The sequence below is a fragment of the Rhizobium sp. CF122 genome, assembly GCF_000282035.1.
In the GTDB taxonomy this organism is placed as follows: domain Bacteria; phylum Pseudomonadota; class Alphaproteobacteria; order Rhizobiales; family Rhizobiaceae; genus Rhizobium.
In genome coordinates this window covers 22630-33893 of record NZ_AKKA01000030.1, presented here as the reverse complement: position 1 = coordinate 33893, position 11264 = coordinate 22630, and the positions used below count along the sequence as shown (strand labels likewise).

13 protein-coding genes are annotated in these 11264 nt (G+C 61.4%); 6 read left to right on the top strand and 7 right to left on the bottom strand.

From position 1 onward, the window contains the following. The first annotated feature begins 7 nt into the window (after window positions 1-7). Genes pheS through pheT form a run of 3 tightly spaced genes read left to right on the top strand, consistent with a single transcriptional unit; the run spans window position 8 to window position 4017 of the window. Window positions 8-1057, top strand: a complete 1050-nt coding sequence (gene pheS, locus PMI09_RS08075; RefSeq protein ID WP_081499034.1) for a phenylalanine--tRNA ligase subunit alpha — start codon at window positions 8-10, stop codon at window positions 1055-1057. A gap of 4 nt (window positions 1058-1061) precedes the next feature. After that, window positions 1062-1556 carry a DUF4160 domain-containing protein gene (locus tag PMI09_RS32080; RefSeq protein ID WP_007790903.1) on the top strand — a complete coding sequence of 165 codons (495 nt, stop codon included), beginning with the start codon at window positions 1062-1064 and terminating at the stop codon, window positions 1554-1556. Window positions 1557-1593: 37 nt separating this feature from the next. Beyond that, complete coding sequence (pheT, locus tag PMI09_RS08060) at window positions 1594-4017, top strand: phenylalanine--tRNA ligase subunit beta (protein WP_007790901.1); 2424 nt, start codon at window positions 1594-1596, stop codon at window positions 4015-4017. Between the two features lie 51 nt (window positions 4018-4068). Here pheT and PMI09_RS08055 read toward each other — a convergent pair whose 3' ends face one another. Beyond that, window positions 4069-4428 (bottom strand): nuclear transport factor 2 family protein, encoded by a 360-nt coding sequence (locus tag PMI09_RS08055; protein WP_007790898.1) that lies wholly within the window; start codon window positions 4426-4428, stop codon window positions 4069-4071. A gap of 94 nt (window positions 4429-4522) precedes the next feature. Continuing rightward, window positions 4523-5518 carry an aldo/keto reductase gene (locus tag PMI09_RS08050; protein ID WP_007790896.1) on the bottom strand — a complete coding sequence of 332 codons (996 nt, stop codon included), beginning with the start codon at window positions 5516-5518 and terminating at the stop codon, window positions 4523-4525. A gap of 128 nt (window positions 5519-5646) precedes the next feature. Here PMI09_RS08050 and PMI09_RS08045 point away from each other — a divergent pair, with 128 nt between their 5' ends. Both PMI09_RS08045 and PMI09_RS08040 read left to right on the top strand, forming a co-directional pair. Further along, window positions 5647-6543: a LysR family transcriptional regulator gene (locus PMI09_RS08045; RefSeq protein WP_037082257.1), complete on the top strand. Its 897-nt coding sequence runs from the start codon at window positions 5647-5649 to the stop codon at window positions 6541-6543. Between the two features lie 61 nt (window positions 6544-6604). Next, complete coding sequence (locus tag PMI09_RS08040) at window positions 6605-7222, top strand: hypothetical protein (RefSeq protein ID WP_007790892.1); 618 nt, start codon at window positions 6605-6607, stop codon at window positions 7220-7222. On the opposite strand, the gene PMI09_RS08035 is transcribed toward PMI09_RS08040, so the two are convergent. Both PMI09_RS08035 and PMI09_RS08030 read right to left on the bottom strand, forming a co-directional pair. Further along, the gene (locus PMI09_RS08035; RefSeq protein WP_007790890.1) at window positions 7212-7655 is read right to left on the bottom strand and encodes a GNAT family N-acetyltransferase; all 444 of its coding nucleotides are present in this window, start codon (window positions 7653-7655) and stop codon (window positions 7212-7214) included. The two genes, PMI09_RS08040 and PMI09_RS08035, sit on opposite strands and share 11 nt — an antisense overlap. Window positions 7656-7667: 12 nt before the next feature. Beyond that, entirely contained in the window at window positions 7668-8615 is a 948-nt protein-coding gene (locus tag PMI09_RS08030; protein ID WP_007790888.1) for an aldo/keto reductase, read from the bottom strand. Window positions 8616-8794: 179 nt separating this feature from the next. On the opposite strand from PMI09_RS08030, the gene PMI09_RS08025 reads away from it, so the two are divergent. After that, on the top strand, window positions 8795-9781 hold the full coding sequence (locus tag PMI09_RS08025; RefSeq protein WP_007790884.1) for a Gfo/Idh/MocA family protein: 987 nt from the start codon (window positions 8795-8797) through the stop codon (window positions 9779-9781). Window positions 9782-9784: 3 nt separating this feature from the next. Here PMI09_RS08025 and PMI09_RS08020 read toward each other — a convergent pair whose 3' ends face one another. Genes PMI09_RS08020 through PMI09_RS08010 form a run of 3 tightly spaced genes read right to left on the bottom strand, consistent with a single transcriptional unit; the run spans window position 9785 to window position 11242 of the window. Next, window positions 9785-10171 carry a hypothetical protein gene (locus PMI09_RS08020; protein WP_007790881.1) on the bottom strand — a complete coding sequence of 129 codons (387 nt, stop codon included), beginning with the start codon at window positions 10169-10171 and terminating at the stop codon, window positions 9785-9787. Further along, the gene (locus PMI09_RS08015) at window positions 10164-10526 is read right to left on the bottom strand and encodes a transporter (RefSeq protein WP_007790878.1); all 363 of its coding nucleotides are present in this window, start codon (window positions 10524-10526) and stop codon (window positions 10164-10166) included. Before PMI09_RS08015 ends, PMI09_RS08020 begins: the two co-directional genes overlap by 8 nt. 11 nt (window positions 10527-10537) lie before the next feature. Then, entirely contained in the window at window positions 10538-11242 is a 705-nt protein-coding gene (locus PMI09_RS08010; protein WP_007790875.1) for a class I SAM-dependent methyltransferase, read from the bottom strand. Between the last annotated feature and the right edge of the window lie 22 nt (window positions 11243-11264).

The window sequence follows — 11264 nt, the reverse complement described above, 5'->3', positions numbered from 1 at the left end:
GCAACTTCTGTCTGATGTGGCAGCCGCTGTCGACGAGCCGGCAATCGAAGCCGTGCGTGTCGGCGCACTCGGCAAGAAGGGTTCGGTATCCGAGCTCCTGAAGACGCTGGGCGCGATGACGCCGGAAGAGCGCCAGACGCGTGGCGCCGCCATCAACGCGCTGAAGAACGCCGTCACGGACGCGATCACGGAACGCAAGGCGGAGCTCAAGAAGGCCGCGATCGATGCGCGCCTGAAGGCAGAGACGGTCGACGTCAGCCTGCCGGTCCGCTCTTCTCCGGTCGAGCGTGGCCGCATCCATCCGATCAGCCAGATCATCGACGAGATCACCGCGATCTTCGGTGACATGGGCTTCTCGATCGCCGAGGGCCCCGATGTCGAGACCGACTACTACAATTTCACGGCGCTGAATTTCCCGGAAGGTCACCCGGCCCGCGAGATGCACGACACCTTCTTCTTCAATCCGGACGAGAACGGCGAGCGCAAGGTGCTGCGCACCCACACCTCGCCGGTGCAGGTGCGCACCATGGAAGCGCAGAAGCCGCCGATCCGCATTATCATCCCGGGCAAGACCTACCGCCAGGATTCAGATGCCACGCACTCGCCGATGTTCCATCAGGTCGAAGGCTTGGTCGTCGACAAGAAGGCGAACGTCGCCAACATCCGCTGGGTGCTCGAAGAGTTCTGCAAGTCCTTCTTCGAGGTTGATAGCGTGACGATGCGCTTCCGCCCGTCCTTCTTCCCCTTCACTGAACCGTCCTTCGAGGTCGACATCCAGTGCGACCGCTCAGGCCCGATCGTCAAGTTCGGCGAAGGCACCGACTGGATGGAAATCCTCGGCTGCGGCATGGTGCATCCGAACGTGCTGCGCGCCGGTGGCCTCGATCCGGATGAGTATCAGGGCTTTGCCTGGGGCATGGGGCTCGACCGCATCGCCATGCTGAAATACGGCATGCCCGACCTGCGCGACTTCTTCAACGCCGATGTCCGCTGGATGACCCATTACGGCTTCCGCCCGCTCGACATGCCGACCCTGTTCGGCGGATTGAGCGCGTAAGCCAATGCCGACCTTGCTGATCTGGCATGGGTACAAGTTCAGGTTCTACGCTTTGGATGTCGGCAAACCACCGCATGTCCATATCGTCAAGGACGGAAAGTCCCTGAAGGTCTGGCTGAAGAGTTTGGAAGTCGCGCAGAACAAAGGGTATAGTGATCAGGAAATAGGAAGGCTGCTCAAGGTGGCCTCCGAGCATCGTGACGAATGGATAGGCGCTTGGGATGACACTTCTTTGGCCTTTGAAACCGACGAAATGCAACCAGTTCGGGCTTGGTGCGCCGGTGGTGAGGTCTACGTCGCGCTCGCGGACGGGCGTGTCATCGCAACGCCTCTTTGGTGGTATCCCTTCCTGTCGGAACTCGACGATGGCGAACTCAACGACATCGAGTTGATGTACGAAGGGATTTGGTGGACCGCCATCGACGAGGGTATTTCGGTTAAATACATGTTCTTGGGCATAAAGGCCCCTGGCGCCAAGGCCCCGGAAAGGGCTGCCTGACCGACCGATTGATGATTTTTGAGACGAGAACAAGACAATGAAATTCACGCTTTCCTGGCTCAAGGATCATCTTGAGACCGACGCCACCCTCGATGAAATCTGCACGCGGCTGACCGAGATCGGGCTCGAGGTCGAGAATGTCGACGACAAGGCGGCGTTCAAGCCCTTCGTCATCGCCAAGGTCCTCTCGGCCGAAAAGCACCCGCAGGCCGATCGCCTGAAGGTGCTGTCGGTCGACACGGGCAAGGGCGCGCCGGTCCAGGTCGTCTGCGGTGCTCCGAATGCGCGCGCCGGCCTGATCGGCGCCTTTGCGGCGCCCGGTACCTATGTTCCCGGCATTGACGTAACACTTGCCGTCGGCAACATCCGCGGCGTCGAAAGCCACGGCATGATGTGCTCCGAGAAAGAGCTGATGATCTCCGACAATCACGACGGCATCATCGACCTTCCGGAAGATGCGCTGGTCGGCCAGAGCTACGCCGCCTACGCTCATCTCGACGATCCCATGATCGAGATCAACCTGACGCCCAACCGTCCGGATTGCACGTCGATCTACGGTATCGCCCGCGATCTGGCCGCCTCCGGCCTCGGCACGCTGAAGGCGCCGGCCGCCCCGTCCTTTGCCGTCGAAGGTGAAACGACCGTCAAGGTGACGCTCGATCTCGATGACGAGAAGCTTTGCCCCGGCTTTGCGCTGCGCCTCGTGCGCGGCGTCAAGAACGGCCCGAGCCCGAAGTGGATGCAGCAGCGTCTGCTCGCGATCGGCCTTCGTCCGATCAACGCGCTGGTCGATATCACCAACTACATGACCTTCGACCAGGGTCGCCCGATGCACGTCTTCGACGCCGCCAAGGTCAAGGGCAACCTGACCGTCCGTCGCGCCAAGGACGGCGAGACGGTGCTTGCGCTCGATCAGCGCGAATACAAGCTTGGCCCCAACAATGTCGTGATCGCTGACGCTGATGGCATCGAGTCGATCGGCGGCATCATGGGCGGCGAGCATTCCGGCTGCGACGAGAACACCACCGACGTCCTCATCGAGAGCGCTCTCTGGGATCCGATGAACATCGCGAAGTCCGGTCGCGGCCTCGGTATCATCACCGATGCCCGCTACCGGTTCGAGCGTGGTGTCGATCCGGAATACATGGTGCCCGGCCTCGAGCGGACCACCGAACTGGTCCTCGAACTCTGCGGCGGCATCGCGGCCAAGGCCGACGTCGTCGGCTACAAGGGCCATGAACCGAAGATTGTCGATTTCCCCTATTCGGAGGTCAAGCGTCTGACGGGTCTCGAGGTCTCCACCACGGAAAGCACCGAGATCCTGACGCGCCTCGGCTTCAAAGTCTTCGGCTCCGGCGAGCGGGTTTCGGTCGCCGTTCCCTCCTGGCGTCCCGATGTCGACGGCAAGGCCGATCTCGTCGAGGAAGTCATGCGCATCCATGGCGTCGACAACATCAAGCCGGCGCCGCTGGAAAGCCATGCGGCCGTCAACGGCAAGATCCTGACGATGCTGCAGATCCGCACCCGCATCGCCAAGCGCGCACTGGCCTCGCGCGGCATGCTGGAAGCGGTCAACTGGTCCTTCATTTCGGAAGATCAGGCGAAGCTCTTCGGCGGCGGTTCGCCGGCGCTCAAGCTTGCCAATCCGATTGCATCAGACATGTCCGACATGCGCCCGTCCCTACTGCCGGGCCTGCTCAGCGCCGCCCAGCGCAATGCCGACAAGGGCTATGGCGACGTCGCCATTTTCGAAGTCTCCGGCACCTATGAGAACGACCGGCCGGAAGGCCAGCGCCGCGTCGCCGGCGGCATCCGCCGCGGGACAGCATCGCTGGCCGGCGCTGGCCGCATGTGGTCGAACAATGCCAAGGGCGGCGGCAAGCCGGTCGATGTCTTCGACGCCAAGGCCGATGCGCTCGCCGTGATCGAAGCCTGCGGCCTGCCGATGGGCAATATCCAGATCGAGCAGGGCGGACCGGAATGGTATCACCCGGGCCGCTCCGGCACGATCAAGATGGGGCCGAAAATCGTTCTCGGCTATTTCGGCGAGTTCCATCCTTTAACGCTGGAAGCACTGGATGTGTCCGGCGCGCTGTGCGGCTTCGAAGTCTATATCGATGCGATGGCCGAGCCGAAGAAGAAGGCGACCCGCACCAAGCCGGCACTGGAGCTTTCGCCGTTCCAGGCCGTCAAGCGCGACTTCGCCTTTGTCGTCGACAAGTCGGTGGAAGCGGGCGCGATCATCAAGGCCGCATCGGGCGTCGACCGCAAACTCGTAACCGGTGTCAACGTCTTCGACATCTTTGAAGGTGCGTCGCTCGGCGAAGGCAAGAAGTCGGTGGCAATCGAGGTGCAGATCCAGCCGGTCGAGCGCACCCTGACCGACGAGGATTTCGAGGCACTGACTGAGAAGATCGTCGCCAGCGTGACGAAGTTCACCGGCGGCGTCCTCAGGGCCTGAGGATATTGCGTTTTTTGAGATCAAAGGCCGGCGATAGTCTCGCCGGCCTTATTATGTGTGGAGATAATAGAGCTTGTTGACGATCATCCAGCGGCCCTCGATCTTCAGCATCGACAGATAGTCGGTGAAGCGCATGCCAGCGAAATCGTCGCTGACCTTCACGCACGCCGCATCGCCGACGACGTCAAGCATCTGGATGTCCATATGGGGCTGTGTTGTGGGCGGCGCCGAGCCCTCGGCGACGATCGCAGCGATGAATTCTTCCCGGTTCAGCCACTCCACGGCGTTTTCGTAGTGCCCGATAATGTCGCATCGCGGATGAAAGGCCTTCCGCAATGCAGCTTCGTTCGCGAAGGTCATGCCTTCGACATAAAGATGAACGACTGCTTCGATTGCTTGCTGGTCCGACATGTCTCACCTCGCCAGAACATGTCCATAGCATAGTGCAGGGACTGCTTGCGGCAAGGTCGCCGAAGGATGCGGTATGCATTCGAAGCTTCAACCTTTAGAGGTTGGTCATCGCCAGCGATGCATCCGAGTAGCGCTTGCCGGCGATCTGATCGAGCCGAATGGTCTCGGTCAGTTCGGTCAACTCCGTCTTGCTCAGCACGATATCGGCCGCAGCGGCATTCTGCTCCAGATGGTTGGTCTTGCGCGCGCCAGGGATCGGCACAATGTCGTCGCCCTGGTGCAGGACCCAGGCGAGGGCCAGCTGCGCGGTGGTCACGCCCAGTTCCTTCGCGAGCGCTTCGAGCTTGGCCACGAGTGCCGCGTTCGCGTCGAAATTACCGGACTGGAAGCGCGGCAGCTGGCGCCGGTAATCATCTGCGTCGAGGTCTTCCAGCGTCTGGATCGCCCCAGTCAGAAAGCCGCGTCCGAGCGGGCTGAAGGGTACAAAGCCGATGCCCAATTCGCGGCAGGTATCGAGAACGCCATCTTCGGGATCGCGGGACCAAAGCGAATATTCGCTCTGCAGCGCCGCAATCGGGTGGACGGCATGGGCGCGGCGGATCGTGGCGCTGCCGGCCTCGGAGAGCCCGAGTGCGCGGACCTTGCCTTCCCGCACCAGCTCAGCCATGGCGCCGACGGTCTCCTCTATCGGCACATCAGGATCGACACGATGCTGGTAGAAGAGGTCGATCGTCTCGACGCCAAGGCGCGTCAGCGAGGCTTCGGCGACCCGCTTCACATTTTCCGGGCGGCTGTCGACACCCGTCGCTGCGGCCGGCCCTGACTTTTCGGGATCGAGCTTGAAGCCGAACTTGGTGGCAATCACGACGCGCTCGCGCACTGACTTCAGCGCCCGGCCGAGAAGCTGTTCATTGGTGTAGGGGCCGTACATTTCGGCGGTGTCGAAGAAGGTGACGCCGAGTTCGACGGCGCGGTGCAGCGTCTTGATTGCTTCCTTTTCATCGCCGGCGCCATAAGCGGAGCTCATGCCCATGCAGCCGAGGCCGACGGCAGAGACGGTCAGATCGTTTCCGAGTTTGCGGGTTTTCATGCGGAGGCTCCTTTGTCGAGCGAAGTTCAAACCGCGGTCGATGCCGGCGGTACCGACGTAACGTAGCGCCCGATCAATCATCAAAAAATACGTGCAATACATAACAGGCTGTTCTAATGATTCGATCAATGAACCGGACACAGCTTGCCCAACTCGCCGTTCTTGCCGCCGTTTCCGAACGGCGGAGTTTTCGCGCGGCTGCCAAGGAGTTGGAGATTGCGCCCTCTGCCGTCAGTCATGCGATCTCCAGCCTGGAGGAGAGCCTTGGCGTTCGACTTCTGGCGCGGACAACGCGTAGCGTGGCGCCGACCGAAGAGGGCCGCCTTTTGTTGCAGCGCCTGAAGCCGGCGCTGGACGAGATCGGGATCGCGCTGGCAGCCGTCACCGAGGCCGGCGGAAGACCGGCCGGCAATCTACGCATCACCGCCCCACGCTTTGCCTCGGATATCCTGCTTGCGCCGCGGCTCGGCGAGTTCCTGAACCGCTATCCCGACATCACCCTCGAAATTGCCAATGAGGATGGCTTCACCGATATTGTCAGGGAAGGTTTCGACGCCGGCATCCGGTTGGAGGAGAGCCTTGAGGCGGATATGATCGCAGTGCGGGCCTCGCCCAGCCTGACGACGGTGATTGCGGGTTCTCCCGAATATTTCGGGCGGCACCCCAAACCTCTGCATCCTTCCGATCTCGTCCACCATCGCTGCATCAAGCGGCGCTTCACCAACGGTACGATCTACCGCTGGGAGTTCGAGAAGGACGGGCAGGAACTCGTCGTCGCGGTTGATGGGCCATTGATCGTCGCCGAGGACAGGCTGGCGCTGATGGCGGCGCTGAACGGCGCCGGGCTCGCCTATCTCTTCGATCTGCGCGTCGAGGATGAACTGGCAAGCGGAAAGCTCGTGCGCGTGCTCGAGGACTGGTGCTCACCCTATCCCGGGCCGTTCATCTACTATCCCAGCCGCCGCCAGATGCGGCCGGCCCTGCGCGCCTTCATCGACTTCTTCAGATATAGCCCACAGGCATAAGAAAACGGGTGGTCCGCAGCGCGTCGACAGGGGAGGGTCGCATGGAAGCAGGAGGCGGTGTATGAAAAAGCCAGGTTCCATGAAGGGCTTGGAGGAACTCGGACGCGCGCGTCTTTCGAAGAATTTCTTCCTCCGCGATTTCCTGCATTCCGAAATTGCCGATTTCTACCGCATCCCGAACATCCCTGAAAATCCCGATCTGGCGATTGAAGCGGGGAAGCGGCTCTGCGAGGAACTGCTGGAACCGCTGCAGGCGACCTTCGGCCGGCTGCACATCCGCTCCGGCTATCGCTCGCCTGAGGTCAACCAGTTCGGCAACCGCAACAATCTCAACTGCTCGTCAAACGCCGCGACGGCAGCCGATCACATCTGGGACCTTCGCGATTTTGACGGCTGCATGGGGGCGACCGCCTGCGTCGTCGTCCCGTGGATGATCGACAACTACAGCAACGAGGAGGACTGGCAGAGGCTTGCCTGGTGGATCCACGATTGTCTGCCCTATGCCTCGCTCTGCTTCTTCCCCAAGCTCTGGGCTTTCAACATCCAGTGGCATGAGCGGCCGCGGCGCGTGATCCAGAGCTATGTGAGGCCACGCGGCATCCTGACGAAGCCAGGCATGGAAAACTGGGAGGGCAGCCACGCCGGCTTCTACGAGGGCTTCCCGCCGCTCAGAAATTGATGCGGTAGCGAATGTGCCCGTCGCTCTCGACGTAGCTGTCGTAGAGCGCCCGCGCCGTCTTGTTCTGCTCGCTGGTGTGCCAGTAGAGCCGCGACCAGCCGTTCTTCCTGCAGAGCGAAACGAGGTCGTCCATCAAGGCCCGGCCGACACCCTTTCCGCGTGCGGCCGGATCGACGAAGAGGTCTTCGAGATAGCAGTCCTTGCCGCGGATCCAGGTGCCTTCATGCGTCAGGCTGAGCGTGAAGCCTATGACCTTGCCATCCACCTCGGCGACACGCATGAAGATCGCCGACGCCGGATCGGAGTCCCGGCGCCACGTTGCATCGGTGATATCAGGGTCGACCGTGACTTCGTAGAAGGCGAGATAGTCGGCCCAAAGCTCGCGCCAGCGCGCTTCGTCCTCGGGTCTCGCATCGCGGATCGTCACGGTCATCGTTCCCTCCCGTCAGGCGCCGGCCTTGTCGAGCAGCGCCATCGCGTCGTCGGAGAGCGAAAGCGTCGCTGACTTGGTCAGGCTCTCAAGCTGCGACAGGCTGGTGGCACTGGCGATCGGCGCCGTCACGCCCTTCTTTCTGAGCAGCCAGGCCAGCGCGATCTCTGCCGGCTTGGCGCCCGTTTCCGCAGCCACCTTGTCGAGGGCGGCGAGGATGCGCAACCCCTTGTCGTCGAGATATTGCGCAACCCGGCCTTCGCGGGCGCGGCCTTCCGTGTCGGCCTTCGTGCGATATTTTCCGGAAAGAAAGCCGGCGGCAAGGCTGAAATAGGTGATGACGCCGATGTCTTGCCTGACGCAGAGATCGGCCAGCGGCCCCTCGAAGCTCGGGCGTTCATAGAGATTGTATTCCGGCTGGATGACGTCATAGCGCGGCACGCCGGCCCTCTCGGCCGCATCGAAGGAGGCCTGGAGTTGCGCAGCGTCCAGGTTAGAGCAGCCGATCGCGCGGATCTTGCCCTGCTGCTTCAGTTTCGCGAACGCGCCGAGCGTTTCCTCGTAGGGCGTGTTCTCATCCGGCCAGTGCGAGAGGTATAGGTCGATATAGTTGGTCTGCAGGCGGCGCAATGAATCCTCGACCGCCTTCAGGATGTAGTTCTCCTTCAGCGTCTTGCCCTGGCCCATGTCGGAGCCGACCTTGGTGATGATGACCGCCTTGTCGCGCGGCACCTTGCCGCGCTTCAGCCACTTGCCGATGATCTCCTCGGAATCGCCGCCCTTGTTGCCCGGCACCCAGGCCGAATAGACGTCGGCCGTGTCGATCGTGTTGAACCCCGCATCGAAGAACGCGTCGAGAATGTCGAAGGAAGTCTTCTCGTCGGCGGTCCAGCCGAAGACGTTGCCGCCGAAGACGATCGGGGCGATCGAAAGGCCAGTTTTTCCAAGACGGCGCATATCCATGGCGCTCTCCTAAAGTGCTGAATTGATTGAAATCGCTGACGCGGCAGAACGCCGCCGGGGATTAACCTAGCGCGGCTACGGCCAGATGGAAACCAACTCCGCGAATTGTGATCGCGCCATTGCGCCGCGGTCGTCGCCTCACTAAGGTGCCCGAAAATCGAACCAGGAGGACCCAGGCTATGCTGCGTTTTGGTATTCTCTCGACCGCGAAGATCGGCCGCGAACTCGTCGTCCCGGCCATCCAGGACGCGGAAAACTGCGTCGTGACGGCGATTGCCAGCCGCGATCTGGCGAGAGCGCGCGAGATGGCGGATCGCTTTTCCGTTCTCCACGCCTTCGGCTCCTACGAGGAAATGCTGGCTTCCGACAAGATCGACGCCGTCTATATCCCGCTGCCGACCTCGCAGCACGTCGAGTGGACGATCAAGGCCGCCGATGCCGGCAAGCATGTGCTCTGCGAAAAGCCGATCGCGCTCAAGGCCGATGAGATCGACAGCCTGATCGCCGCCCGCGATCGCAACAAGGTGCTCGTCACGGAAGCCTACATGGTCACCTATACGCCGGTCTGGCGGAAGGTGCGCTCTTTGATCGCCGATGGTGCAATCGGCACGCTCCAGCACGTCCAGGGTGCCTTCACCTATTTCAACCGCGACCCGGGCAATATGCGCAACATTCCCGAGCTCGGTGGCGGCGCGCTTCCCGATATTGGCGTCTACCCGACGATCAGCACACGCTTTTCAACCGGTAAGGAGCCGCTGCGCGTCCAGGCTGTCACCCGCCGCGACCCGGAGTTCGGCACCGACATCTATTCCAGTGTCAAAGCCGACTTCGGTGACTTCGAGCTGAGCTTCTATATCGCCACCCAGCTTGCCAACCGCCAGGTCATGGTGTTCCACGGCACCGATGGCTTTATCGAGGTCAAGTCGCCGTTCAACGCCGACCGCTGGGGCGCCGAGGAGATCGAGCTCACCAACCGCAGCCACAATGAATCGACGATTTTCCGCTTCCCGGATAGCCGGCAGTACAAGCGCGAAGCCGAAGCGTTTGCGCGTGCAGCCAAGGGCGAGAAGGAAGAGGTCGTGACGCTGGAGAGCTCTAAGCTCAGCCAGAAATTCATCGATGCGATCTACCGCGCCAGTGAGAAGGATGGCTGGGAGACGGTCTGACGCTTATTCGCCGCGCAGCACAAATCGCAGGTAGCCGAAGCAGCCGAAGCCTAGCGAGGTGACCGAGGCAAATGTCATCGCCGCCAGCGGCTGCAGCGATGGCGAAATCGCGATCAGCGAGGCGAACAGACCGTAGTTCAAGAGGACGGCGATCATCAGGATGGCTGCGACACCGGCGTCGCTGACGGCCAATCTGCCGCCGGTGGTCACTTTGCTCCAAGGCAACAGAGTGCGCATTGCGATGAGTGCGGCGAGCAGGCTGAGAGCGCGTGCGATGAAGGGGCTCAGTGCGGTATGCAGCAAGAGATAGAGTAGGAGATCCGCTGCCACACCGACGATCGACAGTGCAAGGAAGCGCCAAAACAACGCATTGCGCCCGCGCTCAGCCATTGATCGCCAGCATACCCGCGATGATAAAAACTGCACCTATCGCGTAGCGCAGCGTCAGGGCTTCGCCGAGAAAAACCTGCGCCAGCAAGGGCACGAAGCAGAACGTCAATCCCATGAAGGAGTAGGCCATGGTCAATGGCACCGCCTTGAGGACATAGATCCAGATGATAGTGCCCAGACCGTAAAGCAGAAGCGCGGCAATCAGGACAGGGTTCAGAAACAGCGCGAGTAGATTGCGTACGCTAAGTTCGCCGGCTGTCGCACTCGTCATTTTGAACAGGACCTGGCCGGAGGCGATGAGCAGCGGCGTGCCGATAAGGCCGACCCAGTTGCTGATTGAAAGGTTGGAGAGCATGAGGCCGTCTTTCAATTCGCAGCTTGCCTGTCTTCCATGTAGAAGATGTCGCGGCCGATATCTTCGCAGACGAATGTCGGGGGGACCGGGTGAACGGCTCGCAGAAACGAGTGCGTATACGGGAAGAAGTTGAAATGCGGATTGAACGTGTAGCGATATTCGCGCTCCCGCGGCACGACGATGATGAGCTGTCGCTTGGCGATGCGGCGCAGTTCCGCGATGGCTTGCCGATAGTCGAGAATATGTTCGATGACGTGCGTGCAGATCACGGTGTCGAATTCGCCATCGGCGAAGGGCAATCTCTCCACCTTGGCGGCCACGTACTCGATGCGGGGAAGCGACGAGGCGTCATCAATCACGAAATCCACGCCGACGAGGCGGGCAAGGTTTGGATGGGCCGACTGGATGCGGCTCAGCAAGGCGCCGGTGCCGCAGCCGACGTCGCATACGCTTCCGCCTTCGATCGATCCGACAATCCGGGCGATGCATGCTGCGGAGTTGTCGGTACCTTCATGGACACGCGGATGATTGCGGTAGAGCTCGGCATACTCCTCCGCGGAAAGGAACGGCGCCCGTTCGCGGAACTTCGCAAGCTGACTGATATGGTCACCCCAGACGCGCTTCGCCGCCCAGCGAAAGACGCCGGAGTCCCGCAGAAATGGCGGCAGAACGTCTTCGAGAACGAAGCGAATTCGGTTCGTGGTTTCTCTGTTCATGAAAATTGTACCGTGTCACGCT

Coding starts and splice junctions, on each gene's coding strand:
- PMI09_RS32080 (WP_007790903.1), top strand. CDS start 1,062: ATGCCGACCTTGCTGATCTGGCATGGGTACAAGTTCAGGTTCTACGCT.
- pheT (WP_007790901.1), top strand. CDS start 1,594: ATGAAATTCACGCTTTCCTGGCTCAAGGATCATCTTGAGACCGACGCC.
- PMI09_RS08055 (WP_007790898.1), bottom strand. CDS start 4,428: ATGTCGGACCAGCAAGCAATCGAAGCAGTCGTTCATCTTTATGTCGAA.
- PMI09_RS08050 (WP_007790896.1), bottom strand. CDS start 5,518: ATGAAAACCCGCAAACTCGGAAACGATCTGACCGTCTCTGCCGTCGGC.
- PMI09_RS08045 (WP_037082257.1), top strand. CDS start 5,647: ATGAACCGGACACAGCTTGCCCAACTCGCCGTTCTTGCCGCCGTTTCC.
- PMI09_RS08040 (WP_007790892.1), top strand. CDS start 6,605: ATGAAAAAGCCAGGTTCCATGAAGGGCTTGGAGGAACTCGGACGCGCG.
- PMI09_RS08035 (WP_007790890.1), bottom strand. CDS start 7,655: ATGACCGTGACGATCCGCGATGCGAGACCCGAGGACGAAGCGCGCTGG.
- PMI09_RS08030 (WP_007790888.1), bottom strand. CDS start 8,615: ATGGATATGCGCCGTCTTGGAAAAACTGGCCTTTCGATCGCCCCGATC.
- PMI09_RS08025 (WP_007790884.1), top strand. CDS start 8,795: ATGCTGCGTTTTGGTATTCTCTCGACCGCGAAGATCGGCCGCGAACTC.
- PMI09_RS08020 (WP_007790881.1), bottom strand. CDS start 10,171: ATGGCTGAGCGCGGGCGCAATGCGTTGTTTTGGCGCTTCCTTGCACTG.
- PMI09_RS08015 (WP_007790878.1), bottom strand. CDS start 10,526: ATGCTCTCCAACCTTTCAATCAGCAACTGGGTCGGCCTTATCGGCACG.
- PMI09_RS08010 (WP_007790875.1), bottom strand. CDS start 11,242: ATGAACAGAGAAACCACGAACCGAATTCGCTTCGTTCTCGAAGACGTT.